Origin of the sequence: Ectopseudomonas chengduensis, from assembly GCF_900102635.1 — a bacterium.
In the GTDB taxonomy this organism is placed as follows: Bacteria; Pseudomonadota; Gammaproteobacteria; order Pseudomonadales; family Pseudomonadaceae; genus Aquipseudomonas; species Aquipseudomonas chengduensis.
In genome coordinates this window covers 947,430-974,428 of record NZ_FMZQ01000001.1, presented here as the reverse complement: position 1 = coordinate 974,428, position 26,999 = coordinate 947,430, and the positions used below count along the sequence as shown (strand labels likewise).

Annotated in this window: 23 protein-coding genes and 2 tRNA genes; 4 read left to right on the top strand and 21 right to left on the bottom strand. The window is 62.9% G+C overall.

Translation table 11 applies throughout. The features are described 5' to 3' along the window. Nucleotides 1–2: 2 nt before the first annotated feature. Nucleotides 3–1,910 carry a diguanylate cyclase gene (locus BLS08_RS04415; RefSeq protein ID WP_090336078.1) on the top strand — a complete coding sequence of 636 codons (1,908 nt, stop codon included), beginning with the start codon at nt 3–5 and terminating at the stop codon, nt 1,908–1,910. Here BLS08_RS04415 and alr read toward each other — a convergent pair whose 3' ends face one another. The 8 genes from alr to rnr all read right to left on the bottom strand — a co-directional run bounded on the left by alr (nt 1,911) and on the right by rnr (nt 10,134). Continuing rightward, nucleotides 1,911–2,987 (bottom strand): alanine racemase, encoded by a 1,077-nt coding sequence (alr, locus tag BLS08_RS04410; RefSeq protein ID WP_055984202.1) that lies wholly within the window; start codon nt 2,985–2,987, stop codon nt 1,911–1,913. Nucleotides 2,988–3,110: 123 nt separating this feature from the next. After that, complete coding sequence (dnaB, locus tag BLS08_RS04405) at nt 3,111–4,505, bottom strand: replicative DNA helicase (protein WP_017678674.1); 1,395 nt, start codon at nt 4,503–4,505, stop codon at nt 3,111–3,113. Between the two features lie 118 nt (nt 4,506–4,623). Further along, nucleotides 4,624–5,070 carry a 50S ribosomal protein L9 gene (rplI, locus tag BLS08_RS04400; RefSeq protein ID WP_017678673.1) on the bottom strand — a complete coding sequence of 149 codons (447 nt, stop codon included), beginning with the start codon at nt 5,068–5,070 and terminating at the stop codon, nt 4,624–4,626. Between the two features lie 21 nt (nt 5,071–5,091). Continuing rightward, a complete protein-coding gene (locus tag BLS08_RS04395) occupies nt 5,092–5,985 on the bottom strand; it encodes a YybS family protein (protein ID WP_004423255.1) in 894 nt (297 codons plus the stop codon). 36 nt (nt 5,986–6,021) lie between these two features. Continuing rightward, nucleotides 6,022–6,252: a 30S ribosomal protein S18 gene (rpsR, locus tag BLS08_RS04390; RefSeq protein WP_003246847.1), complete on the bottom strand. Its 231-nt coding sequence runs from the start codon at nt 6,250–6,252 to the stop codon at nt 6,022–6,024. Between the two features lie 28 nt (nt 6,253–6,280). Then, complete coding sequence (gene rpsF / locus BLS08_RS04385) at nt 6,281–6,703, bottom strand: 30S ribosomal protein S6 (protein WP_003246846.1); 423 nt, start codon at nt 6,701–6,703, stop codon at nt 6,281–6,283. A gap of 174 nt (nt 6,704–6,877) precedes the next feature. Further along, entirely contained in the window at nt 6,878–7,630 is a 753-nt protein-coding gene (gene rlmB, locus BLS08_RS04380) for a 23S rRNA (guanosine(2251)-2'-O)-methyltransferase RlmB (protein ID WP_017678672.1), read from the bottom strand. Next, nucleotides 7,627–10,134 (bottom strand): ribonuclease R, encoded by a 2,508-nt coding sequence (rnr, locus tag BLS08_RS04375; protein ID WP_055984205.1) that lies wholly within the window; start codon nt 10,132–10,134, stop codon nt 7,627–7,629. The genes rlmB and rnr overlap by 4 nt, the downstream gene beginning before the upstream one ends. Before the next feature lie 207 nt (nt 10,135–10,341). Between rnr and BLS08_RS04370 the strand changes: the two genes are divergently transcribed. Together BLS08_RS04370 and BLS08_RS04365 are read left to right on the top strand one after the other, a co-directional pair. After that, nucleotides 10,342–10,428 (top strand) — tRNA-Leu (locus tag BLS08_RS04370). 84 nt (nt 10,429–10,512) lie between these two features. Continuing rightward, a tRNA-Leu gene (locus BLS08_RS04365) sits at nt 10,513–10,599 on the top strand. 123 nt (nt 10,600–10,722) lie between these two features. Here BLS08_RS04365 and BLS08_RS04360 read toward each other — a convergent pair. From BLS08_RS04360 to BLS08_RS04300, 13 genes are all read right to left on the bottom strand, one after another. Beyond that, entirely contained in the window at nt 10,723–12,657 is a 1,935-nt protein-coding gene (locus BLS08_RS04360) for a methyl-accepting chemotaxis protein (protein ID WP_055984208.1), read from the bottom strand. Nucleotides 12,658–12,818: 161 nt separating this feature from the next. Continuing rightward, on the bottom strand, nt 12,819–14,114 hold the full coding sequence (locus BLS08_RS04355; RefSeq protein ID WP_017678669.1) for an adenylosuccinate synthase: 1,296 nt from the start codon (nt 14,112–14,114) through the stop codon (nt 12,819–12,821). Between the two features lie 56 nt (nt 14,115–14,170). Beyond that, a complete protein-coding gene (locus tag BLS08_RS04350; protein WP_055984211.1) occupies nt 14,171–15,358 on the bottom strand; it encodes an ATP phosphoribosyltransferase regulatory subunit in 1,188 nt (395 codons plus the stop codon). Between the two features lie 37 nt (nt 15,359–15,395). Beyond that, the gene (locus BLS08_RS04345; RefSeq protein ID WP_003459207.1) at nt 15,396–15,581 is read right to left on the bottom strand and encodes a DUF2065 domain-containing protein; all 186 of its coding nucleotides are present in this window, start codon (nt 15,579–15,581) and stop codon (nt 15,396–15,398) included. Nucleotides 15,582–15,686: 105 nt separating this feature from the next. Beyond that, complete coding sequence (gene hflC, locus BLS08_RS04340) at nt 15,687–16,556, bottom strand: protease modulator HflC (protein ID WP_017678667.1); 870 nt, start codon at nt 16,554–16,556, stop codon at nt 15,687–15,689. Continuing rightward, the gene (gene hflK / locus BLS08_RS04335; protein WP_017678666.1) at nt 16,556–17,722 is read right to left on the bottom strand and encodes an FtsH protease activity modulator HflK; all 1,167 of its coding nucleotides are present in this window, start codon (nt 17,720–17,722) and stop codon (nt 16,556–16,558) included. The genes hflC and hflK overlap by 1 nt, the downstream gene beginning before the upstream one ends. Nucleotides 17,723–17,819: 97 nt before the next feature. Continuing rightward, nucleotides 17,820–19,121 (bottom strand): ribosome rescue GTPase HflX, encoded by a 1,302-nt coding sequence (gene hflX / locus BLS08_RS04330; RefSeq protein WP_055984213.1) that lies wholly within the window; start codon nt 19,119–19,121, stop codon nt 17,820–17,822. A gap of 12 nt (nt 19,122–19,133) precedes the next feature. Then, the gene (hfq, locus tag BLS08_RS04325) at nt 19,134–19,394 is read right to left on the bottom strand and encodes an RNA chaperone Hfq (protein ID WP_003459200.1); all 261 of its coding nucleotides are present in this window, start codon (nt 19,392–19,394) and stop codon (nt 19,134–19,136) included. A gap of 100 nt (nt 19,395–19,494) precedes the next feature. Then, nucleotides 19,495–20,466, bottom strand: coding sequence for a tRNA (adenosine(37)-N6)-dimethylallyltransferase MiaA (gene miaA / locus BLS08_RS04320; RefSeq protein ID WP_055984217.1), 972 nt, complete (start codon nt 20,464–20,466; stop codon nt 19,495–19,497). 53 nt (nt 20,467–20,519) lie between these two features. Beyond that, nucleotides 20,520–22,391, bottom strand: coding sequence for a DNA mismatch repair endonuclease MutL (gene mutL / locus BLS08_RS04315; RefSeq protein ID WP_055984220.1), 1,872 nt, complete (start codon nt 22,389–22,391; stop codon nt 20,520–20,522). An 8-nt stretch (nt 22,392–22,399) separates the two neighbouring features. Further along, nucleotides 22,400–23,827, bottom strand: a complete 1,428-nt coding sequence (locus BLS08_RS04310) for an N-acetylmuramoyl-L-alanine amidase (protein ID WP_201784331.1) — start codon at nt 23,825–23,827, stop codon at nt 22,400–22,402. Nucleotides 23,828–23,837: 10 nt separating this feature from the next. After that, a complete protein-coding gene (gene tsaE, locus BLS08_RS04305; RefSeq protein WP_055984222.1) occupies nt 23,838–24,305 on the bottom strand; it encodes a tRNA (adenosine(37)-N6)-threonylcarbamoyltransferase complex ATPase subunit type 1 TsaE in 468 nt (155 codons plus the stop codon). Then, nucleotides 24,293–25,792 (bottom strand): bifunctional ADP-dependent NAD(P)H-hydrate dehydratase/NAD(P)H-hydrate epimerase, encoded by a 1,500-nt coding sequence (locus BLS08_RS04300; RefSeq protein ID WP_055984225.1) that lies wholly within the window; start codon nt 25,790–25,792, stop codon nt 24,293–24,295. The genes tsaE and BLS08_RS04300 overlap by 13 nt, the downstream gene beginning before the upstream one ends. A 60-nt stretch (nt 25,793–25,852) precedes the next feature. Between BLS08_RS04300 and queG the strand changes: the two genes are divergently transcribed. Next, nucleotides 25,853–26,917 (top strand): tRNA epoxyqueuosine(34) reductase QueG, encoded by a 1,065-nt coding sequence (queG, locus tag BLS08_RS04295; RefSeq protein ID WP_055984741.1) that lies wholly within the window; start codon nt 25,853–25,855, stop codon nt 26,915–26,917. Nucleotides 26,918–26,999: the final 82 nt, after the last annotated feature.

Below are 26,999 nucleotides of genomic sequence, written 5' to 3'. Positions count from 1 at the left end.
CTATGCTGCAGCGCTTCGCCTTTCTGCTCGCTCTTCTGTTGGGACTGTCGACCACAGGCCTGGCGGCGGCGTCCGTGGTGCTCACCGACGCCAGCAGCGGTATGCCGCTCAATGCGCATATCGAACTACTGGAGGACGACCAGGGCACTCTGACCATCGATGACCTTGCCGCCCCTGAGCAGCAGTCGCGCTTTCAACCGGCTAATGGCCGTGCCAGTGTCGGCCAGAGCCTCAATCCCTGGTGGATCAAGGTCACCCTGCAACGCGATATGCGTGCCCCCGCCCACTGGGTACTGGAAGTGGGCTCGGTGACCCAACTCGACCTGCAGCTCCATCAACCCGACGGCCAGGGCGGCTGGCTGGTGCGTCAAGCCGGCGAGCGCATCGCCTTCAGCGAGAACCGCGACCACCCCTACCGACGCATGGTGTTCGACCTACCAGCCCTGGGTGAACAGCCAACGACCTTCTACCTGCGTGCCTTCGACCCGGCGGGCAACTCCTTCCCGCTGCGCATCTGGCAGCTCGACGACCTCACGCAACTGGCCACCCGCGAGAATCTGGCGCTCGGCGTCATCTACGGCGTGGTCTTCGCACTGCTGCTGTACAACCTGTTCATCCTCATCTCGCTGCGCGACAAGGCCTATTTCTGGTATGTGCTGACCACCGCCGTCGCCCTGCTGTTCATCATGAGCATGACCGGTCACGGCGCGCAGTACCTGTGGCCGAACCACCCGGTGCCGGCTTGGCTCGACCGCATCACCTTGCCGTCGTTGTGGGGCCTGTTCGCCAGTCGTTTCACCCAGACGCTGCTGCAAACGCGCGTTTACGTACGCTGGGCGCATCATCTGTTGAACATGGCCTGCGTGATCTACCTCATCGCCATCGTCCTGACCCTGTTCGATCAACGTTACCTGGCCGCCTGGGCCATCGCCCTGCTGTCTCTGACCAGTATCCCTGCCGCCCTGGGCAGCGCCGTGATCCGCTGGCGCCAGGGGTTCTTCCCCGCGCAGCTGTATCTTTACGGTTATGGTCTGGTCCTGGGCAGCGTCGCCATCCTGTTGCTGCGCACCACCGGAGTGCTGCAACCGGCTGAATGGAACGCCTACGTATTCCCGCTGGCCGTGGCAGCCGAATCGATCCTGTTCTCCTTCGCCCTGGCTTATCGCATCCAGATCCTCAAGCAGGAGCGCGCCGTTGCCCTGCAACAGGCAGACCGTGAGAAAACCGCTCGCCTGGCGCAACTGCAGGCCAGCGCCGATGAACTGCAAGCAGCGGTGACCGCACGCACCGCCGAGCTGGCCGCGACCAACGAACAGCTGCGCGACCGCGAGCGCGAACTGCAGCACGCCGCCTTCCATGACTCGCTGACCGAACTGCCCAATCGACGCTATCTGGTCGAGCGTAGCGAGTCGGCCCTGGCTCACGCCGAGCGGCACAAGGAGAGCGTGGCTTTGCTGCTGATCGACCTGGATCACTTCAAACCGATCAATGACCGTTTTGGTCACGCAGCCGGTGACCTGATGCTGCAGGTGGTCGCCAAGCGCCTGCGCGAGCACGTTCGCGCAGGCGATGCGGTTGCCCGCCTGGGCGGCGATGAGTTCGCCGCTCTGATCTGCGGCAGCGATGCCGAAAGCCAGGCCAGGGAGATCGCTGAACGCCTGCTGGCAGAACTATCCGAGCCCGTGCACTACGGCGCCGAGCGCCTGCGCGTGACCATCAGCATCGGCGTAGCGCTCTATCCGCGCCATGCGAAGAACTTCACCGGGCTGTACAAGGCGGCAGACATGGCCCTTTACCGGGTAAAGGAACTGGGTCGCTCCGGTTCGCGCGTGCATGGCGACGATGGCGAGCTCAGCGAACAGGCCTGCCTGGAGCTGGACGTACTGAAAGTCCCGAGCGGGCTGGCCTGATCAGCCGATATAGCGCCGAGGCACCCGCGCGGTGACCTTGGTCAGCAACTCGTAGCCGATGGTGCCGCACGCCGTGGCCACCTCATCCACCGGCAATTGGCTGCCCCACAGTTCCACCGGCGAATCGATATCGGCCTCGGGCAGATCCGTGATATCCACCGCCAGCATGTCCATCGACACCCTGCCCGCCAACCCGGCACGCTGCCCCTCGACCAGCACCGGCGTGCCGCTGGGCGCATGGCGCGGATAACCATCGGCATAACCGCAACTGACCGTGGCAATACGCGAGGGCCGCTCGGCCACCCAGGTCGCGCCATAACCAACACTCTCACCGACTGCCACCTCACGCACGGCGATCACCCGCGCAGCCAGGGTCATGGCTGGTTTCAGCCCCAGTTCGCGTGCACTCAGCTCGGCGAACGGCGTAGCGCCGTAGAGCATGATGCCGGGGCGCAGCCAGTCCATATGCGCGGCAGGAATGGTCAGTACGGCCGCCGAGTTGGCCAGTGAGCGATGATTGAAATCCATATCCAGCAGATCGAGAAAACGCTCGACCTGCTGTTCGGTCAGCGGATGGCCGCGCTCGTCGGCGCAGGCGAAATGGCTGAGCAGGTTGAGCTCGGCGACCTGCTCGGCGTCTTCCAGCCGCGCATGCCACTGACGCAGGCTGGCGGCGTCGAAACCAAGGCGATGCATGCCGGAGTCGAGCTTGAGCCAGACATTGAGCGGACGCGCCAACTCAGCGGCAACCAGCGCCTCGGCCTGCGCCGCGCTCTGCACCACCAGATCCAGCCCCAGTTGAGCGGCGATGGCGTATTCACTGGCCTCGAAGCAGCCCTCGAGCAGCAGGATGCGCGCCTCACCATGCATGGCGCGCACCTCGGCCGCCTCCTCCAGGCAGGCCACGGCAAAGCCATCGGCAACCTCGTGCAGCGCCGTCACCACCTCACGCACGCCATGCCCGTAGGCATTGGCCTTGACCACGGCGAAGGCCTGACGCCCGGGCGCGCAGCGCTTGGCGACGGCGTAGTTATGAGCGATGGCGGAAAGGTCGACGATGGCGGCAAGCGGACGCATGACAGAAGGCCTGAACGAAAAACGGGCGCCCATCTTAACCGCTGGGCGCCCGTTTTCATTGATCTAGAGCGTAGCCCGGATGCAATCCGGGGGCTTCTGCGCCGAGAGCCCTGGCTGAGAATCTCATTCGTCGTCGAACTGGTAGCTACCCGGCGCCAGGTTCTCGAAGCGCGAATACTTGCCGAGGAAGGCCAGGCGCGCGGTGCCCAGCGGGCCGTTACGCTGCTTGCCGATGATGATCTCGGCCACGCCCTTGTACTCGGTCTCGGGGTGATACACCTCATCGCGGTAGACGAACAGGATGATGTCGGCGTCCTGCTCGATTGCACCGGACTCACGCAAGTCGGAGTTGATCGGGCGCTTGTTAGGGCGCTGTTCCAGACCACGGTTGAGCTGCGACAGGGCGATGACCGGGCAATTGAATTCCTTGGCCAGCCCCTTGAGCGAGCGCGAAATCTCGGAAATCTCGTTGACCCGGCTGTCGCCGCTGGAGCCCGGGATCTGCATCAGCTGCAGGTAGTCGACCATGATCAGGCCGATCTCGCCGTGCTCGCGCGCCAGACGTCGCGTGCGCGCACGCATCTCGCTCGGGGAAATACCGGCGGTATCGTCGATGAATAGCTTGCGATCATTGAGCAGGTTGACCGCACTGGTCAGGCGTGGCCAGTCATCGTCATCGAGCTGACCGGCACGTACCTTGGTCTGGTCGATACGCCCCAGCGAGGCGAGCATACGAATCACGATGGATTCCGACGGCATCTCCAGCGAGTAGACGAGAATCGCCTTGTCGCTACGCATCAGCGCGTTTTCCACCAGGTTCATGGCGAAGGTGGTCTTACCCATCGACGGACGGCCGGCGACGATGATCATGTCAGCAGGCTGCAGGCCACTGGTCAGGTTATCCAGATCGTCGAAACCGGTGGACAGGCCGGTGATCGCGTCACCGTTGTTGAACAGCGTGTCGATGCGGTCAATGGCCTTGACCAGAATGTCGTTGATACCCACCGGCCCACCGGTCTTGGGGCGGTCTTCGGCGATCTGGAAGATCAGGCGCTCCGCTTCGTCGAGAATTTCCTCGCCAGTGCGGCCTTCTGGGGCGTAAGCACTGTCGGCAATCTCGTTGCTGATGCTGATAAGTTTGCGCAGCGTGGCGCGCTCACGAATGATCTGCGCATAGGCCTTGATGTTGGCCACCGACGGCGTGTTCTTCGCCAGCTCGGCGAGATAAGCCAGGCCACCAACCTGCGATAGCTGCCCTTCCTTGTCCAACTGCTCGGACAGGGTCACCACGTCGAAGGGCTCGTTACGCTCGGCCAGCTTGAAGATGGCGCGGAAGATCAGCCGATGGTCATGGCGATAGAAATCGACATCCGACACACCATCGAGCACGCGCTCCCAGGCATTGTTGTCGAGCATCAGGCCACCGAGCACCGCCTGTTCCGCCTCGATGGAGTGCGGCGGCACTTTCAGGGCGGCAGTCTGCAGGTCGTATTGCTCGGGAATGCTGATGTCGTTCATAGGCTCGGGGAGAAAATGCTGCGATAGAAAAAACAAAGGGCACGGATCGCAGAGCGATACCGTGCCCGATTGTCAGCAGACCTACGCTACAGCGCAAGCCCGCTTGGCGGCTACTTGATTAAGCAGCGACCACAACCACCTTGACGGTGGCTTCGACGTCGGTGTGCAGGTGCACAGCTACGTCGTATTCGCCAACCTGGCGAATGGTGCCGTTCGGCAGACGAACTTCAGCCTTGGCCACTTCAACGCCGGAGGCGGTCAGGGCGTCAGCGATGTCGTGGGTGCCGATGGAACCGAACAGCTTGCCTTCATCGCCAGCGGTGGCGGTGATGGTGACTTCCAGTTCAGCCAGCTGAGCAGCGCGAGATTCAGCGGAAGCTTTCTTCTCGGCAGCAGCTTTTTCCAGCTCGGCGCGACGTGCTTCGAAAGCAGCAACGTTGGCTTCGGTGGCAGCGGTGGCTTTGCCTTGCGGCAGCAGGAAGTTACGGCCGTAACCGGCTTTAACGTTCACTTTGTCGCCCAGGTTGCCCAGATTGGCGATTTTTTCCAGCAGGATGACTTCCATTTGGGTCTTACCTCTTAACTTTTAACCTTCACCGTTCGCAGAGCCCGGGCCGTTCTTGCGCGCCAGGCGACCGCGAAAATCAAACAGACTGTCGACGATGGCCAAGACCACCAGTAACGGATAGATCAGCTGCATGAACAGCAGGAGCGTGATGTACATGCCCACCAGCCAGAAGCGAGCGAGCCCACCCTTCTCCACCAGACCGTGCACCAGGGCGATCCCGGCGAACAGCAGCGGCACACTGCACAGCGGCGTGAGCATGGCCAACTGCGGCCCCAGATTGGGACCTAGCATCATGCCCGCCAGCAGCAACAGCGCCTGCGGCAGCGACAGTCTCAGCGCGCGAAACTCGCGACCAAAACCGCCAGGGTTGTACAACACGGCCTGCCAGTAACGCCCAAGGATCAGGCTCAGCAAGCTCAGAATCTGCAGCAAGGCTGCCAGCAGTCCGGTCAGCACCGGTGCGATCAGTGCCTCGAGACGCTCGCGTTCACCCACCGACAATTGCTGGTGAGCCCCATCGAACATGGTTGGCAGCAGCTTCTGCAGCTCACCAGCCATGGCCGCGATGGGTTCGCGGAACACTGCCCCAAGGACAAATCCATACACCAGACCCAGTGCCACACTGCTCAGCAGTATGCGGTTCCAGGTCCAGTTGGCGCGCAACAACAACGCCAACCCCAGCGCGCCGACCAGCACCAGCAAGGTGCGCGGTTCGCCGAAATACCACCAGGCAATCGCCGGTAGCATGGCCCAGGCCAGGATGCCGATGGCATCACTGGCTCCACGCCGCAACAGCACCAGGCTGCCAGCGGCGGCACTCAACCAGAACAACAGCGGCATCGCTGCCGATCCCACCACCACGAGGGTGGCCTGCATACGGCCGCGCATGATGTATTCAGCCAGGGCGCGCATGCGATCTATTCCTTAACTCTTGTCGACTGTCCGGTCTCAGCGGCCGTGGCTGTCGGTGTAGGGCAGCAGGGCCAGGAAGCGGGCGCGCTTGATAGCGGTGGCCAGCTGACGCTGATAACGAGCCTTGGTACCGGTGATACGGCTAGGAACGATCTTGCCGGTTTCCGAGATGTAGGCTTTCAGGGTGTTGAGATCTTTGAAATCGATCTCTTTCACGTCTTCAGCGGTGAAGCGGCAGAATTTACGACGACGGAAGAAACGTGCCATGTGATTGGCTCCTCAATAGATCCGTGGATTACTCGTCAGCGTTGTCGCTGTCGTTGCTGTCGCTGTCATCGCCGTCGTTGGATTCGGCGTTTTCAGGACGTTCACGACGCTCGCGGCGCTCACTGCGGTTTTCTTCGGCCTTCAGCATCTCGGACTGGCCAGTGACGGCCTCGTCGCGACGGATGACCAGGTTACGGATCACGGCGTCGTTGTAGCGGAAGTTGTCTTCCAGCTCGGCCAGGGCCTTGCCGGTGCACTCTACGTTGAGCATCACGTAGTGGGCTTTGTGGACGTTGTTGATGGCGTAAGCCAGCTGACGACGGCCCCAGTCTTCCAGGCGGTGAATCTTGCCACCGTCTTCTTCGATCAGCTTGGTGTAACGCTCGACCATGCCGCCGACTTGCTCGCTCTGGTCCGGGTGAACCAGAAAGATGATTTCGTAATGACGCATAAATGCTCCTTACGGGTTGTAGCCTGCCAACTAAGGTGGTCAGGCAAGGAGTGGGTTTTCTCGTGATGAGCTTGCCAGGCGGTAGGCGCGAAAAGGCCTGCCGTCACGGCAAGGGGCGCCATTCTAGAGAAGCCCCCTGCCGCACGCAAGACGAATTGGCGATTATTTGAGCAGTCAGCCCTTGCGCTGGGCCTGACGCTGGCGCACCGCCTCGAACAGGCAGACACCGGTAGCAACCGAGACGTTGAGACTGCTGACACTGCCGCCCATGGGCAGCTTGACCAGGTAATCGCAATGCTCGCGGGTCAACCGGCGCATGCCCTTGCCCTCGGCCCCCATGACCAGCACCGTTGGCCCGGTCATGTCCTGCTGATAGACCTCCAGCTCGGCCTCACCGGCCGTACCAACCACCCACAGGCCACGCTGCTGCAACTTCTCCAGACTGCGCGCCAGGTTGGTCACCGCCACCAGCGGAATCACCTCGGCAGCACCGCAGGCCACCTTGCGTACCGTGGCGTTGAGGGTGGCCGATTTGTCCTTGGGCACGATCACCGCCAACGCGCCGGCGGCATCTGCCGTGCGCAGACAAGCCCCCAGGTTGTGCGGGTCGGTCACGCCATCGAGCACCAGCAGCAAAGGCGGGCCTTCGCAGCGATCGAGCAACTCTTCGAGCATCGCCTCGCCCCAGACCTGACTGGGACTGACATCGGCAACCACACCCTGGTGCACACCCTCGACCCAGGCATCCATCTCACGGCGCTCGCACTGACCCACTTTCACGCGAGACTGCGCAGCCAGCTCCAGCAAGGGCTGCACCCGAGGATCACTGCGACCATCGGCCAGCCAGACCTGCTTCACCCGTTTGGGGTGATGACGCAGCATGGCCTCTACGGCATGTACGCCGTAGATCTTTTCCAGATCACTCATGACTTGGCCTTACGCTTGCGCGGTTTACCGGCAGCTGGCGGGGCACTTTCACCACGCCCGGAACCTTTGCGCGCACCGCCGGCCGGCTTGCTCGCCGACTTGCCGGCAGCACCTTTGCCACTCGCACCCTTGCCAGCCTTGGCGCCAGCCAACAGCGCCTTCTTCACGTCCCGGCTTTTCTGCACGTCGGTATTGCCCATGCCGCTCGGTTTGCCGCCGCGACGCGCATCATCACCCTTGCCGGCCTTGTCCTGGCTCAGCTCGAAGTCGATCTTGCGCTCATCCAGATCGACGCGCATCACCTTGACCTCGACGCTATCGCCAAGACGGAAGCTGCGGCCGCTGCGCTCGCCGGAGAGGCGATGGTGAACCGGGTCGAAGTGGTAGTAGTCGGCCGGCAGCGCGGTCACATGCACCAGACCCTCGACGTAGATGTCGCGCAGCTCGACGAAAATGCCGAAACCGGTCACGGCAGTGATCACACCGGCGAACGTCTCACCGACACGATCCTGCATGAACTCGCACTTGAGCCAGTTGACCACGTCGCGCGTCGCTTCGTCGGCGCGGCGCTCGGTCATCGAGCACTGCTCGCCGAGCTTTTCCAGAGTCGCTTCGTCGTACGGATAGATACGCGCCTTGGGCATGACCGCCGCACCAGCACGCTCCACGTGCTTGGTGTCGCGCTTGGAGCGGACCACGCTGCGAATGGCACGGTGCACCAGCAGGTCGGGGTAACGACGGATCGGCGAGGTGAAGTGGGTATACGCCTCATAATTGAGGCCGAAGTGCCCTTCGTTCTGCGCGCTGTACACCGCCTGACTCAGCGAACGCAGCATCACGGTCTGGATCAGGTGATAGTCCGGACGCTCACGGATGCTTTCCAGCAGGCGCTGATAGTCCTTGGGTGACGGACCATCCTTCGACTTGCCACGCTGCAGCGACAGCCCCAGCTCACCGAGGAAGGCCTTGAGCTTCTCCAGGCGCTCCGGCGGCGGGCCATCGTGCACGCGATACAGCGACGGGATCTCGTGATCCTGCATGAAGCGCGCGGTGGCCACGTTGGCGGCCAGCATGCACTCCTCGATCAGCTTGTGCGCATCGTTGCGCTGGGTCGGACGGATCTCGTCGATCTTGCGATCGGTGCCGAAGATGATTCGCGTCTCCTGCGTCTCGAAGTCGATGGCGCCACGCTCGTGACGAGCGGCCACCAGTACCTGATACAGCGCGTAGAGCTGATTGAGGTGCGGCAGGACTTCCTTGTACTCGCTGCGCAGGGACTTGCCCTCGCTGCTCTTGGGATCTTCCAGCATCAGGCTGACCTTGTTGTAGGTCAGGCGCGCATGGGAATGGATCACTGCCTCGTAGAACTTGTAGTCGACCATCTGGCCGCTCTTGGACATGGTCATTTCGCAGACCATGGCCAGGCGATCGACATGCGGGTTGAGCGAGCACAGGCCGTTGGATAGCTCCTCCGGCAGCATCGGCACGACGCGCTCGGGGAAATACACCGAGTTGCCGCGCTCGACCGCCTCGGCATCCAGGGCGGAGCCGACCTTGACGTAGTGCGAGACGTCGGCGATGGCCACGTAGAGCTTCCAGCCACCGGAGAACAACTTCCAGCGACTGCTGTTCTTCTCGCAGTAGACCGCATCGTCGAAGTCGCGGGCGTCTTCACCATCGATGGTGACGAAAGGCAGATGGCGCAGGTCGATGCGCTTCTCCTTGTCCTTCTCCTCCACCTCAGGCTTGAGCTTGCGCGCTTCCTTGACTACCGCCTCGGGCCAAACGTGCGGGATGTCGTAGCTGCGCAGCGCCACGTCGATCTCCATGCCCGGCGCCATGTAGTTGCCGATCACCTCGACGATGTCGCCCTGCGGCTGGAAGCGCTGCGTAGGCCAGTGGGTGATCTTGATCTCGACGAACTGGCCGATGCGCGCACCGGCAGTGCGGCCCGGGGTGACCAGTACTTCCTGCTGGATCTTGGGATTGTCGGCGACGACGAAGCCGATGCCGTTCTCTTCGTAGTAGCGGCCGACGATGCTCTCGTGCGCGCGCTCGATCACCTCGACGATGCCGCCTTCACGACGGCCACGGCGATCGAAACCTGCCACCCGCACCAACGCCCGATCACGATCGAACACCAGGCGCATCTGCGCCGGGCTGAGGAACAGGTCGTCACTGCCGTCATCCGGCACGAGGAAGCCGAAGCCATCACGATGGCCACTGATGCGACCGCAGATCAGGTCGAGCTTGTCCACCGGGGCATAGGTGCCACGACGGGTATAGATGAGCTGACCGTCGCGCTCCATGGCGCGCAGTCGGCGTCGCAGTGCCTCGAGCTGATCGTCGGTATGCAAACCGAACTCTTCGACCAGTTGTTCACGACTGGCAGGCGCGCCGCGCTCGGCCAGATGCGAAAGGATCAGCTCACGGCTGGGGATGGGGTTGTCGTATTTTTCCGCCTCGCGGGCGGCCTCGGGATCGAGGGATTGCCAATCGGCCATGTAAGGAGGATTACCTGTGCTTATCTATAAAGGTGTATGCCATCTGCCTATTGAAGCGCGAAAACGTCATTCAAGGCAGCTTTTCCGGCGACAATAATTTTTTTGGGGTCAGGGGTTTACAAGGTAAATGCCCGCCCGTATAGTTCGCGCCCACAGCGTCGAGCAGACGTTGTAACACGAAGCAGATGATGATTCATCGGTTTCTGTGCCCAGGTGGCGGAATTGGTAGACGCGCTGGTTTCAGGTATCAGTGACTTAACGGTCGTGGAAGTTCGAGTCTTCTCCTGGGCACCAAATTTCGTGAAGTGGTTTGATAGCCCACTTTGCAAATAAACGGATGCAACGCTCCGTGTCGGCAACGACGAACATTGCTGTAGTGCCCAGGTGGCGGAATTGGTAGACGCGCTGGTTTCAGGTATCAGTGACTTAACGGTCGTGGAAGTTCGAGTCTTCTCCTGGGCACCAAATTTCAAAAAACCGAGCCAATGGCTCGGTTTTTTATTGCCCACGAAAAAGCGCGCCACCTCGCAGGGTGCGCCGCTGCGCGCACCCGCCAAGACCTTAGAGCAGCGAGGTGCGCACAGCCCTCTACACCTTGAACTGCCCCAGACTGGCCTTGAGCTGCGCTGCCAACTCATCCAGCGCTCGCGCGTTGCCGGCAATTGCCGCCACCGCCTCGGCCGCACGCTGCGCTTCGGCATGGATGGTTTCGACACGCCCGCGTACCGCTCCAGCTCCGTCCGCCTGATGTGCCGCCGCCTGAGTCGCTGCATTGATGGCGCCATGCACTTCATCCACCGACTGCTGCACCGACTGCTGTAGACGCGCACTGTCACGCAGCACCTGCAGACCTTCACTACCTTGCGCGCCCGCCTGGGCGATGGCGGCAACCGCCTCCTGCGCACCCCGCTGCAGAGCAGCGATATGGGTCTGGATATCGCCGGTTGACTGCTGAGTCTTGCTCGCCAGCGCACGCACCTCGTCAGCCACCACGGCAAACCCACGCCCACTCTCGCCAGCGCGCGCGGCCTCGATGGCGGCATTGAGCGCCAGCAGGTTGGTCTGCTCGGCGATGGACTGAATCACCGTCAGCACCACCTCGATCTGCTCGCTCTGCTTGGCCAGCCGCTCGATCACCGCCGAACCATCGGCCACCCGTGCCACCAAGCCCTCGATCAGCGTGGACAGACGCTGAGCGATAGCCGCGTTCTCGTGCGCCGCCTGGCGGATGGTGTCGACGCGCTGCAACGCGTCCTGCATGGCCTGGCTTTCCGCCTGCGCCTCGTCGGCCATCTGCTCCAACGCCTGCAGACTGCCCGCCACCTCATCGCGCTGCCGGCCGGCCGCGGCCTCGGCCGCCACGCCGCGCTGAGTCAGGCTGCGAATCTGCTCACCAGTGCGCAACGCCACCTCACCCGACTCACGCACGATGGGTTGCAGCTTGGCGATGAAGCGATTGACTGCATCGGCCATCTCGCCGACCTCGTCCTGACTGTCGATGCTCACGCGCCGCGTCAGATCGCCCTCGCCCGCCGCCAGATCATTAAGCGCCGCACTAAGCAGGCGCAAGCGACTCAGCACTCGCCAGCCCAACACAAGGGCGACCACTAGCATTGCCAGCGCCCCGACGATCAATAGGCCGAGGGCGATGTTCCAACGCAGTGAATCCGCCGCCACGCGTACCGACTCACCACCGTTGCGCGCCATTTCCTGGGTGTAGCGCTCGGCCGACTGCAGGCGCTCACGTAGCGCACCGGTCGCCTCTTCGGAAGCACCTGCCAGGCTGCTATCGACCAACTCACCGGCACCATTGACCAACGACGCAAAGCGGCCGTCGAGCGCGGCCAGCTCCTTTTCCACCACATCCAGTGACAGGCCCATCTGCACCTTGCCGATACGCGAGCCCATTGGATTGATATCAGCCTCGACCACATAAACACGCGGATCGCGCGAAGCCGCATCCACCAGTTTCTCCAGCGGCGAGTCACCCTGCCCGGCAGCGACGAGTTCACGCACCTGCGCGTTACTGCGATTGAAGTTGCGCGTCAGGCGCTGACCATCGGCGTCATAGATGATGGCGAACAGCACCGCCGGATCCTGCTGGGCGATTCGGGTAAGTGCAGTGAGCGCAGGAATATCCAGATCCCAGATCGACTTTGGCGCCACCCCGGCCAGCAATTGCGCCAGCGCCTGGCCGGACTGCTTGAGATTGCCCTCAAGCACCACACGCAGTTGCGCCTGCTCACTCTTCAACTGGCCAGAAAGCCCTTCGCCCAGGCGAGTGCGGGTACTGCTCGCCAACGCCGCAAGGCCCTGGCTCATCTCGCGCTCAGCCATGTTCAGTTCTTCGCCAAGACGGCGACTCTCACCACCCAGGCGCTGCGCCAGATCCTCGACCATGCCATCGACCGAGGCGCGCATCAGCCAAACAGCCAAACCGACCTGCACCAACATGGCCAGGCCAAGCGCGACGAACACCGGGCGCAACAAACGGCTACGCAACATGGAAACGATGGCGAACACTGGGGACACTCCTCAACAACCGTAATAGCTATAACGGCGACTTCCGGGATTTATTGAATATAAGCAAAGCGCATGCCCAGCTCCCCTGCAGGAGCACCCCTAAGGACGGGCACAAAAAAGCCGCCCGAAGGCGGCTCCTGTGCGACTCGAGAGCATCTCGATCAGGCAAACGGATGACGCAGTACGATGGTCTCGTTGCGATCCGGCCCGGTAGAGATGATATCGATCGGCGCACCAACCAGCTCTTCCACACGCTTGATGTAGGCACGCGCAGCGGCCGGCAGGTCTTCCAGGGTCTTGGCGCCCAAGGTGGATTCGCTCCAGCCGGGCATTTCCTCGTAGACCGGCTGCAGGCCGATGTAGCTGTCGGCGTCAGTCGGTGCATCGATCAGCACCTGACCGTTGGCGTCCTTGTAGCCGGTACAGATACGGATGGTTTCCAGACCGTCGAGTACGTCCAGCTTGGTCAGGCACAGGCCGGAGATGCTGTTGATCTCGATGGCGCGACGCAGGATCACCGCATCGAACCAGCCGCAACGACGCGCACGACCAGTGGTGGCGCCGAACTCGTGACCACGCTTGGCGAGGAAGGCACCGACATCATCGAACAGCTCGGTCGGGAACGGGCCGGAACCGACACGGGTAGTGTAGGCCTTGGTGATACCGAGGATGTAGTCCAGGTACAGCGGACCGAAACCGGAGCCGGTAGCAATACCGCCAGCAGTGGTGTTGGAGCTGGTCACGTAGGGGTAAGTACCGTGGTCGATATCCAGCAGCGAACCCTGGGCACCTTCGAACATGATGTCCTTGCCCTCACGACGCAGGTCATGCAGCACGGCAGTGACGTCAGCCATCATCGGCTTGAGCAGCTCGGCGTATTCCATGCATTCATCCAGGGTTTTCTGGAAGTCGATGGCCGGCTCTTTGTAGAAATTGACCAGCTGGAAATTATGGTAATCCAGCAGCTCGCCCAGCTTGGCGGCGAAACGCTCGCGGTGGAACAGGTCACCGACGCGCAGACCGCGACGCGCGACCTTGTCTTCGTAGGCCGGGCCGATACCGCGACCGGTGGTGCCGATCTTGGCATCGCCACGGGCCTTCTCGCGCGCCTGATCCAGCGCCACGTGATAGGACAGGATCAGCGGGCAGGCCGGGCTGATACGCAGGCGCTCACGCACCGGTACACCCTTCTCTTCCAGCTTGGTGATTTCGCGCATCAGAGCATCGGGAGCGACGACCACACCGTTGCCGATCAGGCACTCGACGCCAGCACGCAGGATACCGGACGGAATCAGGTGCAGGACGGTCTTCTCACCGTTGATCACCAGGGTGTGGCCAGCGTTGTGACCGCCCTGATAACGCACGACTGCAGCGGCCTGCTCGGTGAGCAGGTCGACGATCTTGCCCTTGCCCTCATCACCCCATTGGGTGCCCAGGACGACGACATTCTTACCCATAAACTTGTCCTCTTCGCGCAAGCTTCGATGCCGGCCGCGGGCCGGCGAAAATGAATTCAGGACGCCAGGGGCGCCACCTGCCAACGTCCATCGCGCAGCGTCAGCAGGCGATCACAGCCTGCTTCGCGCGCATCCGCCTCGCTCTGCCCGGGCAGCGCCTGTACCACGCGCTCGCCCTCACCACGCAGACGACGAACGGCCTGCCACAGATAGAGGTCATGATTGTCCGGCGCCCAGACACCGCTGACCGCCTCATCCACACGCATGTCACCCAGGGTTACCAGGGTCTTCAGGTCGGTGGAGAAGCCAGTAGCCGGGCGCGCACGACCGAATACCGCGCCGGTATCGTCATAACGACCACCCTGAGCGATGGCACCGCCCTCACCCGGCACAAAGGCCGCGAACACCGCACCGGTGTGATAGTTGTAGCCGCGCAACTCGCCCAGGTCGAAGTACAGCGGCAGCTCCGGATAACGCAGCTCCAGCGCATCGGCGATGGCCACCAGCTCATCGAGCGCAGCGTGCACCGCATCCGGCGCCTCGACCAGAACGGCCTGGGCCAAATCCAGCACTTCCCGGCCGCCACACAGCTCGGCGAGCGAACGCAGCATGCTGCCCAGGCCCGCCGGCAACGCGGCGGTCAGGCTCTCGATCTCATCCATGGCCTTGCGCTGCAGCGCATCGAACAGTTGCTGCTCGGCCTCACCGGACAGACCGGCGGCACGCACCAGACCACGGTAGATGCCGACATGACCGAGATCCATGTGCACGTCCGGCACCGCAGCCAGCTCGAGGGTCTCGACCAGCAGGCTGATCACCTCGATATCGCTGGCCGGACTGGCGTCGCCATAGAGCTCGGCACCCAGCTGGATCGGGCTACGCGAGGTAGTCAGTGCACGCGGCTGCGCATGCAACACGCTGCCGGCATAGCACAGACGGCTCGGCCCCTCACGGCGCATGGTGTGCGCATCGATGCGCGCCACCTGCGGGGTGATGTCGGCACGAAAGCCCATCTGCCGACCGGACAGCGGATCGGTGACCTTGAAGGTACGCAGGTCGAGATCCTGGCCGGCGCCAGTCAGCAGGGATTCCAGGTACTCGATATGAGGGGTGACGACGAACTCGTAACCCCAACGTTGGAACAGATCCAGCACCTGACGGCGTGCCGCCTCGATGCGTGCCGCTTCCGGCGGCAGTACTTCTTCGATGCCATCTGGCAGCAGCCAGCGGTCTACCGTTGCCATTTCGCCATTCCCCTCTCGATCCGGGCGGCACAAGCCTTCAGTGAAGCAGATATAGAAGGGCCGTACCCAGCAGCATGCTGGCCAGCCCCATAAGGCGCAGTCGGCGGTCGGGCAGACGAGCTGCCTGCATGACCGCTCCGCGCCAATGGCGCGGATAGAGGAAGGGCAGGATGCCTTCCAGCACCAATACCAGACACAGTGCGATGCCGAGTTCCTGCCACATGATTCCCACAGACGCAAAAAAGCCGGGATTTTCCCGGCTGCCGCATGATACCACGTTTTACCTTGCGGTCACCCTGGCGACGCATCGCGCCGCCAGGGTTGCCGATCAAGGCCTGGATTTTTCCAGGTAGCGGAAGAAATCGCTGCCCGGGTCCAGCACCAGCACATCACGCTTGTCAGCGAAGCTTTCGCGGTAAGCCTGCAGACTACGGTAGAAGGAGTAGAACTCCTGATCCTGACCGAAGGCGTTGGCGTAGATGGACGCAGCCTGGGCATCACCGTCACCGCGCAGCTCTTCAGCTTCACGATAGGCTTCAGCCAGCAGTACGCGGCGCTGACGATCGGCGTCGGCGCGAATACCTTCGGCCAGCTCACGACCCTTGGCGCGGTGCTCGCGCGCTTCACGCTCACGCTCGGTGCTCATCCGCTCGAACACGCTGCGGTTCACTTCGCGCGGCAGGTCGATGGCCTTGACCCGCACGTCGACCACTTCGATACCCAACTCACGCTCGGCGGCGCGGTTGAGGGTCGCAGTCACGTCGGCCATCAGCGCATCACGCTCACCGGATACCGATTCGTGCAGGGTGCGCTTACCGAACTGGTCACGCAGCGATGCTTCCAGACGACGCGCCAGACGCTCATCAGCGACCTGCTTCATGCCCGAGGTGGACTGATAGAAGCGCTCGGCATCCTTCACTCGCCACTTGGCATAGGCATCGACCATCAGCGCCTTCTTCTCCAGGGTCAGGAAGCGCGAGGACGTCGAATCCAGCGTCAACAGACGACCATCGAAGATACGCACCTGGTTGACGTAGGGGATCTTCACATGCAGGCCGGGCTGCACATCAGGCTGAACCACTCGCCCGAACTGCAACAGCACCGCACGCTCGGTCTGCGCCACGATATAGAAGCTGTTCCACGCCACCAGGGCCACAACCACGGCCACGATCAGGCCGATCAGGGACTTGTTGTTCATCAACGGCCCTCCCGGGTACGCAGGTTACGCTGCGACATATCGCTGCTCAGCGGCACGGCCGGATCACGCGCTGTCGAATTGCTGCTGTTGGCAGAGCTGGAGGAAGAAGCACCACCACGGCTGTCGATCATCTTGTCCAGCGGCAGATAGAGCAGGTTGTTCTGCCCCTTGTCACCGGTGACCAGAACCTTGCTGGTGTTGCTCATCACTTCCTGCATGGTGTCGATGTACAGACGCTCGCGAGTGATCTCGGGCGCCTTGCGGTACTCGGCGACCAGCTTGGTGAAACGATCAGCCTCACCCTGGGCGCGAGCGATGACTTCATCACGGTAACCGTTGGCCTCTTCCAGCAGACGCTGGGCCTGACCACGCGCTTCCGGAATCACGCCGTTGGCGTAGGACTCGGCCTGGTTCTTCTCGCGCTGCTCGTCTTCACGGGCACGGATCACGTCGTCGAAGGCTTCCTGAACCTCACGCGGCGCCGCAGCGCTCTGGATGTTCACCTGAGTGATGGTGATACCGGTGCGGTAGTTGTCGAGGAAACGCTGCAGGCGCTCACGCACCTCGCTGGCCATCAGTTCACGACCTTCGGTCAGCACCTGATCCATCTCGGTGGAACCCACCACATGGCGCACGGCACTGTCGGTAGCGTGCTGCAGGCTGACTTCCGGCTGCTCGACGTTGAGCACGAAGTCCTGCAGGTTGCTCACCCGATACTGCACGGTCAGCGGCACTTCGATGATGTTCTCGTCTTCGGTCAGCATGGCGCCCTGCTTGCTGTAGGCGCGCTCACGAGTGACGTTTTCCTGGAACTTGCGATCAATTGGCGGGAAATAGATATTCAGGCCCGGACCAACGGTCTCGTGGTACTTACCGAAGCGCAGCACCACGGCCTGCTCCTGTTCGTCCACCACGTAGATCGCGCTGTACAGCCATACCACCGCCAACAGGCCGAGGCCGACGAACAGCAGGCCGAAGCCACCGCCGCCACTGCGACCAGAGTCGTCGTCACCACGTTTCTTGCCACCGCCAAACAGCCCGTTGAGGCTTTCTTGCAGCTTGCGGAACGCTTCGTCGAGATCCGGCGGCCCCTGCCGGCCACCGCCTTTGCGGCCGCCCCAAGGGTCTTGATTGTTCGAGTTGCCACCCGGCTCATTCCAAGCCATAGCGTTCTCCGTACTAATAAAGCGAAGGCGCGCCCACGGCGCGCCGGCCAATGCTACCCAAAGCCCTATGGTGACAGCAAAGCCACCGTCCCAGGCTTTATTGCAAAGTATGTTGCTCGATGAAGGTTTGAGGCTCCAAACCTTCGCGACTCACCAGGCGATTGAGCTCGACTCGCGGCAAACGTACCGCCAGTAAGCTGCGCCCCAACTCGTCATGTTCTTCGCTCTGCACCGCCCCCAACGCGAAGAACTGCGCACGCAGTCGCCCCAAGCGTTGCGGCAGCTGCAGCGTGGCGACGAACAAATCTTCGCCCAACAACTCCGCCACTGCTTGACGCAACAGCTCAAGACCACGCCCCTCACGGGCCGACAGCCAGACACGCAGCGGCTTGCCATCAGCATCGCGCTGGATCTGCGGCTCGACACCATCCAACAAATCCAGCTTGTTGTATACCTCGAGCATCGGCAACTCGTGTGCGCCGATCTCCTTGAGCACGTTCTGTACCTGCTCGATCTGCGCCATACGCTCGGGCTCATGGGCATCGATCACGTGCAACAGCAGATCGGAGTTGCTCGACTCTTCCAACGTGGCGCGGAAGGCCTCGACCAGCTTGTGCGGCAGGTGGCGAATGAAACCCACGGTGTCGGCCAGCACGATCGGACCCAGGTCGTCGAGCTGCAGACGCCGCAAGGTCGGGTCGAGCGTGGCGAACAGCTGGTCAGCCGCATAGACCTCGGAGGTGGTGAGCGCATTGAACAGCGTGGACTTGCCGGCGTTGGTGTAACCCACCAGGGAAACCGAAGGGATATCCGCGCGCCTACGCCCACGGCGCGCCTGCTCGCGCTGACTGCGCACCTTCTCGAGCTTCTGCTTGATCTGGCGAATACGCACGCGCAACAAGCGGCGGTCGGTTTCCAGCTGGGTTTCACCCGGCCCACGCAGGCCGATGCCCCCCTTCTGCCGCTCGAGGTGGGTCCAGCCACGCACCAGGCGCGTACTCATGTGATCGAGCTGAGCCAACTCGACCTGCAGCTTGCCTTCATGAGTGCGCGCACGCTGGGCGAAGATATCGAGGATCAACCCGGTACGATCGAGCACACGACACTCGAAGGCGCGCTCGAGGTTGCGCTCCTGGCTCGGTGTCAGGGTGTGATTGAAGATGACCAGATCGGCCTCGACGGCCTTGACCTGGTCGCGCAGCTCCTCGACCTTGCCGCTGCCGATAAGGAACTTGGCAGTCAGACGACTGCTGGGCACGCTAAAGAAAGCGACCATGTCGGCGCCTGCCGACATGGCCAATTCCTGGAACTCCTGGGGGTCTTCGCTCGCCTCGGAGTCTTGGCCTTCCAGATGAACCAGGATGGCCCGCTCACCGCCCTCATGACGCTCGAAGAACAATGCAGCCCCCTATCAGGCGTTACCTGGCTCACCATCGGCCTGCTCTGCATCGCCAGCACTCGGCAGGCGCACCGGACGGCTGGGTACGACGGTGGAAATGGCGTGTTTGTAGACCATCTGGCTGACAGTGTTCTTCAGCAGGATGACGAACTGGTCGAAGGATTCGATCTGGCCCTGCAGCTTGATGCCGTTGACCAGATAGATGGAAACAGGGACGCGTTCCTTACGCAGGGTATTCAGGTAAGGGTCTTGTAGCGAATGCCCTTTTGACATGTGCCGCACTCCTTTCGAGGATCAATTTCAATAATTTTAGTAGGTAAACAATGGCTTCAGGCCGCCCCACCCCCAAGGATAGACGACCAGCGGCAAGGTCTCATTTCAATATGGAGACGCTTTCCAGGTATTTCAAGGCGCGAGACAGATTGTCGCAGGCCAGGCTATCGAGCCAATGCAAGTTCTCCCAACCGCGTAGCCAGGTGAACTGACGCTTGGCCAATTGCCGAGTGGCGATGATGCCCCGCTCGACCATATCGTCCCGGGACAGCTCGCCATCGAGGTATTCCCATACCTGGCGATAACCCACCGCCCGTATAGACGGCAATCCCGCGTGCAAGTCACTTCGTCTACGCAGGGCTTCGACCTCTTCCACGAAACCCTGTTCCAACATCACCCGAAATCGTTGAGCGATGCGGTCATGCAAAACCTGACGCTGCGCTGGTGCGATAGCAAGCTGAGCAACAGTATAGGGTAATTGCCCAGTGCCTGATGTGCCCGCATCGGGATTTCCTGCAGCCTGGCGCAGGCGATGCTCGGTCATGCTCAGGCCGCTCACGCGATAGACCTCAAGCGCCCGGGTCAGACGCTGCGGATCGTTGGGATGGATGCGCGCGGCGGACTCTGGATCGACCTCAGCCAGCTCCCGATGCAGCGCCTCCCAACCTTCGGCTGCAGCCCTTGCTTCCAGCTCGGCGCGGATGGCCGGGTCGGCGCTGGGCATATCGGCCAAGCCCTCCAACAGCGCCTTGTAATAGAGCATGGTGCCGCCCACCAGCAGCGGAATACGCCCACGTGCGGCGCTCTCGGCCATGGCAGCCAGGGCATCGGCGCGAAATTCCGCCGCCGAATAACTCTCGACCGGATCGCGAATATCGATCAACGCATGGGGAAATTCGTCCAGAACGACTCGCTCGGGCTTGGCCGTGCCGATGTCCATGCCGCGATAGACCAGCGCCGAATCGACGCTGATCAGGTCACACGGCAATACGCGCGCCAGCTCCAGGGCCAGATCGGTCTTGCCGGCGGCAGTCGGGCCCATCAGGAAGATTGCAGGAGGAAGCGAAGACATCAATATGGCTCGAAACACGAAGACGGGCGCCCCTGACTCAGGGCTTCATTCAATTACTGACCACGCATGAACAACTTGTCTAGCTGATCCATGCTCAACTGCGTCCAGGTCGGACGCCCGTGGTTGCACTGGCCGCTGCGCTCGGTCTGTTCCATATCACGCAGCAGGGCGTTCATCTCGGGAATGGTCAGGCGCCGGTTGGCGCGCACCGCACCATGGCAGGCCATGGTCGCCAGCAGCTCGTTGAGATGTGCCTGGATGCGGTCGCTGGTGCCGTACTCGAGCAAATCGGCCAGCACGTCACGCACCAACTGGGTGGCCTCAGCCTGTTTGAGCAACGCCGGAATCTGGCGAATCGCCACGGTTTCCTCACCCAGGCGCTGCAGCTCGAAGCCCAGGCGCTGGAACCACTCGCCATGCTCCTCGGCGCAATCGGCTTCGCGCTGGCTGAGGGCGATGGACTCCGGCACCAGCAAGGGCTGACCACGCAAGCCTTCACTGGCCATGGCGTGCTTGAGCCGCTCGTAAGTGATGCGCTCGTGCGCGGCGTGCATGTCCACCACCACCAGGCCCTGAGCGTTTTCGGCGAGAATGTAAACGCCTTTGAGCTGCGCCACTGCGTAACCGAGTGGCGGAATATCGCCCTGCTCCTGCGGCATCGACTGAGCCTGAGCGCTCGGCAGCGGCGAGAAGTACTCGCGATACGCTGCCTGGGCTTCGCCAGCGGATACGCCGGGATTAACTGCAGGCTGCTGGTACCCGGCACCACTGCCGCGCCAGGCCGGCTGCAGGCTGGGAGCCGGGGTTTCAAGAATGCTGGCAGCCAGACCCATTTCGCCCTGCGGGCCAAATTCTCCGGCAGCCAGGCCGCTCGGGCGCGCCATGGGTGAGATGGCTGCCGGAGCCGCCACCTGATCTTCCGGGCGCACATCGGCCAGGGCGCGATGCAGGGTGCCGTAGAGGAAGTCATGGACCATGCGGCTGTCACGAAAACGCACTTCATGCTTGGTTGGGTGAACGTTGACGTCCACCGTCGACGGATCGATTTCCAGAAACAGCACGAAGGTCGGGTGCCGGCCATTGAACAGCACGTCGCGATAGGCCTGGCGCACCGCATGGGCCACCAGCTTGTCGCGCACCATGCGGCCGTTGACGTAGAAATACTGCAGATCCGCCTGGCTGCGGGAGAAGGTCGGCAAGCCGACCCAACCCCACAAACGCAGGCCACCACGCTCGATCTCGATGGGCAGCGCCTGCTCCAGAAAAGCCGGTCCGCAGACAGAAGCGACGCGGCGCGCACGGCTGATTTCGTCGCCAGCCTCGTGCAGGGCGAACACGGTCTTGCCGTTGTGACGCAGATGGAAAGCCACATCGAACCGCGCCAGCGCCAGGCGCTTGATCACCTCCTGCAGGTGATCGAACTCGGTCTTCTCGGCACGCAGGAACTTGCGCCGCGCCGGGGTATTGAAAAACAGGTCACGCACTTCCACCGAGGTACCCACCGGGTGCGCAGCAGGCTGCACGCGTGGCTCCATGTCGCGGCCTTCGGTTTCCACCTGCCAGGCTTGGTCGGCGTCGGCGATACGCGAGGTCAGGGTCAGGCGCGATACCGAGCTGATCGACGCCAGCGCCTCGCCACGAAAGCCCATGCTGAGCACGGCCTCGAGATCTTCCAGCTCACGAATCTTGCTGGTGGCATGGCGCGCCAACGCCAGCGGCAGGTCGTCCGGGGCGATACCGCCACCATCGTCGCGCACCTTGAGCAGTTTGACACCGCCCTGCTCGACTTCGACATCGATACGCCGCGCACCGGAGTCCAGGCTGTTTTCCAGCAGTTCCTTGGCGACCGAAGCCGGACGCTCGACCACCTCGCCCGCAGCGATCTGGTTGGCCAGGCGCGGGCTAAGCAAATGAATACGGGACATGACACTCACTACTGGGCTGCCAGCGCTGTGGCGGGTATCTGCAATGTCTGGCCGACCTTGATCACGTCACCATTGAGCTTGTTGGCACTACGCAGGGACGCCAGGCTGATCTGGTAGCGCTGGGCGATCAGCGCCAGGCTCTCGCCGCGTGCCACCACATGCTCACGCGGACCCGCAGCGATCTTGCCTTCATCACGCAGCCAGGCAACGTAGGTGCCAGGCGGCGGGTTCTCATGGAAGAACTGCTTGACCCCGGTGGTGATCGAACGCGCCAGCGCCTGCTGATGGCTGGCGGTATGCAGTTTCTTGGCTTCGTTGGGGTTGGAGATGAAACCGGTCTCAACCAGAATCGAAGGAATATCCGGCGATTTCAGCACCATGAAGCCTGCCTGCTCGACGCGCCGTTTGTGCAGCGGGGTGATGCCGCCCATGTTCGACAGCACCTTCTGCCCGACATTGAGACTGGAGGACAGCGAAGCGGTCATCGACAGATCCAGCAACACGCCGGCGAGCATCTTGTCCTTGTCGTCGAGACTGACATTGCCGGCGCCACCGATCAGGTCGGACTGGTTCTCGGCGTCGGCCAGCCAGCGCGCCGTCTCGGACGTGGCACCCCGCTCGGACAGGGCATAGACCGAAGCGCCGAACGCCGAAGCCCGCGGCGCCGCGTCGGCATGAATGGACACGAACAGGTCTGCGCCTTTCTTGCGCGCGATCTCGGTGCGTTTACGCAGCGGAATGAAATAGTCACCGGTGCGCACCAGTTCGGCACGGAAGCCCTTTTCGGCATTGATCTGCCGCTGCAACTCTCTGGAGATGGCCAGGGTCACGTTCTTTTCGTACTGCCCCTTGACCGGCGACAGCGCACCCGGGTCCTCGCCACCATGGCCGGCATCAATGGCGACGACGATATCGCGCTTGCCATTAGGCACAGGCGTCAACTTCGGTGGTGGCTGGGTTGGCGTGACCGGCACAGGAGGTGCGCTGGCGGCAATGCTGGGCGTCTGCGTGGCGGGGGGCGCACTGCCCTGATCGAACAAATCGACCACCAGGCGATGGCCATATTGCTGATTAGGCGCGAGGGTAAAGCTCTTTGGCGACACCGGTGCCGACAAATCGATGACCACTCGCAGGTCATCGGCGCTGCGCTGGGCCGAGCGCACACCGGTGATCGGGGTATTGGCCAGCGAAAGTTGCTCGAGACTGGTAGCCAATTTGGCGCCACTGACGTCGATAACGATGCGATCAGGTGCGGCAAGGGTGAACACGCTGTGCTGTACCGGGCCAGACAGATCGAAGACCAGACGGGTATTGTCCGGGGCACGCCACAGACGCACGCTCCGTATATCGGAGGCAGCCAGGGCCTCGGCAGCCAGGGCCGCCAACAACACCCCCACAGCTGTAACCAGCGCGCCTATGCGCATAACCAACCCCATCGTTTCTTATTCATTCCTTGCTGCTCAGGGCATTGCACCAGGCCTCCCCTCGAGCCCCATGCCCCTGCAGCAACAGCGAACGGCCGCTCGCTTGAGGGCTAATGGTAATGTCCAGGTCGGGCTTTGGCAAAACGCCCGCGCCACGCTGCGGCCATTCGATCAGGCACAAGGCATCCCCCTCGAAGTAATCGCGGATGCCGAGAAACTCCAATTCCTCAGGATCGACCAGACGATAAAGATCGAAATGAAAGGCGCGCATGTCGCCAATTTCGTAGGGTTCGACCAGGGTAAAGGTCGGACTCTTGACCGCACCAGCATGGCCCAGGCCGCGCAGAATGCCGCGTGAAAGGGTGGTTTTGCCGGCGCCCAGATCACCATGCAGATAGATGATGCCCTGCCCCCCACTGATCTCGGCGATCCGCGCCCCCAGAGTCAGCATTGCGGCTTCGTCGGCCGCTTCGAGTTTCACTTCACACAAGGACACAACTCCTCCAATAACTGACGAATGGTGCAGGGCAGATCACCGGCAGCCAGCCCGCGCCCCTGCGCAGCCAGCACCTCACCGGCCCGCGCATGCAGCCATACCGCCAGGCAGGCCGCATCATACGCTGCCATGCCCTGCGCCAGCAGCGCACCGATCAATCCTGCCAGAACATCACCCAAGCCGGCTCCCGCCATCGCCGGATGGCCGCGATCACACAGCGCCAGACGCCCATCCGGTGCTGCGACCAGGCTGCCTGCGCCCTTGAGCACCACCACCAGACCAAAACGTTGCGCCAGGGCCCGCACGGCAACCGGCCGATCAGCCTGCACGCTTGCGGTATCGATACCCAGCAAACGCGCCGCTTCGCCCGGATGCGGCGTGAGCACGCCCTGATCAGGCGCGGCGACCTGGCCGGCAGCCAGCAGATTGAGCGCATCGGCATCCCAGACCTGAGGCATATCGAGACCACAGACGCCAGACAGCAAACTGCGCGACCAGGCCCCCTGACCCAGGCCAGGCCCCACCACGCAGACATCGGCGCGCTCGGTGAGTGCCAACAGCTGATTGGCCGACGCCACCGCCGCACACATGATTTCAGGCCGTCGCACCAAAGCGGCCGCGACATGCTCGCCTCGTGTCGCCAGTGACACCAGGCCAGCGCCGACACGCAGGGCACTGTCGGCACAGAGCAGCGCAGCGCCGCCCATTCCCAGATCGCCACCGATCACCAGCAGGTGACCGAAGTGGCCCTTGTGCGCCACCGGCGACCGAGCCGCAAGGCGCGGCAGATTGGCCGGATCGAGACGCTGCGCCACGCTGGGCGCCTGGGCCAATAGCCGGGCATCGCCTTGCAGATCGTCGAACTGCAGCTCGCCGCACAGCTCCGGGCCAACGCCCGTCAGCAGGCCGAGCTTGAGGGCGATGAAGGTCACGGTCAGATCGGCGCGCACGGCCACACCAAGACGCGCGCCGCTATCGGCGTGCAAACCAGAAGGAATATCCACCGCCAGCACCGGCAAGCCACTCTGGTTGAGCATGCGCATCGCCTGGGCATAAGGCTCACGCACCGCACCAGCCAGCCCCGTGCCGAGCAACGCATCGACCACGATGCCAGCCAGTGGTGCGCATTCGCTCCAGGGCAGCACATCGACGCCCGCCCTTCGCGCCTCGGCGCAGGCCTGCTCAGCATCGCCACTCAGAGCAGCGGGCTCACCCACCGCCAGCACGCGCACGCGCCAACCGGCACGCTGAGCCAGAGCGGCAATCAGGTAGCCGTCACCGGCATTGTTACCACGCCCGGCCAGCACGGTGATTTCGCCAGCATCCGGCCAGCGTCTGCGCAAGGCGCGCCAGGCTGCGTGGGCGGCGCGCTGCATCAACTCGAAACCGGGCGTGCCGGCGGCGATCAACTGCGCATCCAGCGCACGCACCTGTTCGGCACTGTGCAGGCTCAACGGTAAAGAGGCTGGTAGTAGATGCATGGCTCGCTCACCACGGATGTCTGGCAGAATTATACCTACGTCCATCGCCTGCGCCCGCCCATGTCCGATCAAACCCTCGACCTCAACGCTCTGGCCCTGTCCATCAAGGACTGGGGACGTGAGCTGGGCTTTCAGCAGGTCGGCATCACCGATGTCGAGCTGGGCGAACACGAGGCGCACCTGCAACGCTGGCTGGCAGCCGGCTATCAGGGCGAGATGGAGTACATGGCCGCCCACGGCAGCAAGCGCTCACACCCGGACGAACTGGTACCTGGCACCCTGCGCGTGGTGTCGCTGCGCATGGACTATCTGCCCGGCGACACGCAGATGGCCCAGCGCCTCAAAGAGTCGGAGCAGGCCTACGTATCGCGCTACGCTCTGGGCCGCGACTACCACAAACTGATCCGCAAGCGCCTGCAACAGCTGGCCGAACGCATCCAGCAGCAGATCGGTCCGTTCGGCTACCGTGCCTTCGTCGACAGCGCCCCGGTGCTGGAAAAGGCCATCGCCGAAAAAGCCGGTCTCGGCTGGATCGGCAAGAACACTCTGGTGCTCAACCGCAAGGCCGGCAGCTATTTCTTTCTCGGCGAACTGTTCGTCGACCTACCGCTGCCGGTGGACGCCCCACACGCCAGCGAGCATTGCGGACGCTGCACCGCGTGCATGGATATCTGCCCTACTGCGGCCTTCGCCGGGCCCTACGTGCTGGATGCCCGGCGCTGCATCTCCTACCTGACCATCGAGCTGAAAGGCTCGATCCCCGAAGAGCTGCGTGCGCCCATCGGCAACCGCGTGTTCGGCTGCGACGACTGCCAGATCGTCTGCCCCTGGAATCGCTTCGCTCGCCCCACCGAGCAGGGCGACTTCCAGCCGCGCCACGGCCTGGACAACAGCGGCCTGGCCGAGCTGTTCATGTGGACGGAAGAGGAGTTTCTCAGTCGCACCGAGGGTTCGCCGCTACGCCGCGCCGGCTACGAGCGCTGGCTGCGTAACCTGGCGGTCGGCCTGGGCAACGCGCCCTCCACCATCCCGGTACTACAGGCTCTGCAGGCGCGCCGCGAACACCCGTCGGAGCTAGTGCGCGAGCATGTCGAGTGGGCACTGGCGCGACACGGTGCTCTGTAGCCCGGATGAAATCCGGGAATGGCGCCGCCCGCTTCCCCGGATTGCATCCGCGCTACGCTACTCGCACGGCACGCGGGACGCG

Coding starts and splice junctions, on each gene's coding strand:
- BLS08_RS04415 (WP_090336078.1), top strand. CDS start 3: ATGCTGCAGCGCTTCGCCTTTCTGCTCGCTCTTCTGTTGGGACTGTCG.
- alr (WP_055984202.1), bottom strand. CDS start 2,987: ATGCGTCCGCTTGCCGCCATCGTCGACCTTTCCGCCATCGCTCATAAC.
- dnaB (WP_017678674.1), bottom strand. CDS start 4,505: ATGAACGACATCAGCATTCCCGAGCAATACGACCTGCAGACTGCCGCC.
- rplI (WP_017678673.1), bottom strand. CDS start 5,070: ATGGAAGTCATCCTGCTGGAAAAAATCGCCAATCTGGGCAACCTGGGC.
- BLS08_RS04395 (WP_004423255.1), bottom strand. CDS start 5,985: ATGCGCGCCCTGGCTGAATACATCATGCGCGGCCGTATGCAGGCCACC.
- rpsR (WP_003246847.1), bottom strand. CDS start 6,252: ATGGCACGTTTCTTCCGTCGTCGTAAATTCTGCCGCTTCACCGCTGAA.
- rpsF (WP_003246846.1), bottom strand. CDS start 6,703: ATGCGTCATTACGAAATCATCTTTCTGGTTCACCCGGACCAGAGCGAG.
- rlmB (WP_017678672.1), bottom strand. CDS start 7,630: ATGAGTGATCTGGAAAAGATCTACGGCGTACATGCCGTAGAGGCCATG.
- rnr (WP_055984205.1), bottom strand. CDS start 10,134: ATGGCCGATTGGCAATCCCTCGATCCCGAGGCCGCCCGCGAGGCGGAA.
- BLS08_RS04355 (WP_017678669.1), bottom strand. CDS start 14,114: ATGGGTAAGAATGTCGTCGTCCTGGGCACCCAATGGGGTGATGAGGGC.
- BLS08_RS04350 (WP_055984211.1), bottom strand. CDS start 15,358: ATGGCAACGGTAGACCGCTGGCTGCTGCCAGATGGCATCGAAGAAGTA.
- BLS08_RS04345 (WP_003459207.1), bottom strand. CDS start 15,581: ATGTGGCAGGAACTCGGCATCGCACTGTGTCTGGTATTGGTGCTGGAA.
- hflC (WP_017678667.1), bottom strand. CDS start 16,556: ATGAACAACAAGTCCCTGATCGGCCTGATCGTGGCCGTGGTTGTGGCC.
- hflK (WP_017678666.1), bottom strand. CDS start 17,722: ATGGCTTGGAATGAGCCGGGTGGCAACTCGAACAATCAAGACCCTTGG.
- hfq (WP_003459200.1), bottom strand. CDS start 19,394: ATGTCAAAAGGGCATTCGCTACAAGACCCTTACCTGAATACCCTGCGT.
- miaA (WP_055984217.1), bottom strand. CDS start 20,466: ATGTCTTCGCTTCCTCCTGCAATCTTCCTGATGGGCCCGACTGCCGCC.
- mutL (WP_055984220.1), bottom strand. CDS start 22,391: ATGTCCCGTATTCATTTGCTTAGCCCGCGCCTGGCCAACCAGATCGCT.
- BLS08_RS04310 (WP_201784331.1), bottom strand. CDS start 23,827: ATGGGGTTGGTTATGCGCATAGGCGCGCTGGTTACAGCTGTGGGGGTG.
- BLS08_RS04300 (WP_055984225.1), bottom strand. CDS start 25,792: ATGCATCTACTACCAGCCTCTTTACCGTTGAGCCTGCACAGTGCCGAA.
- queG (WP_055984741.1), top strand. CDS start 25,853: ATGTCCGATCAAACCCTCGACCTCAACGCTCTGGCCCTGTCCATCAAG.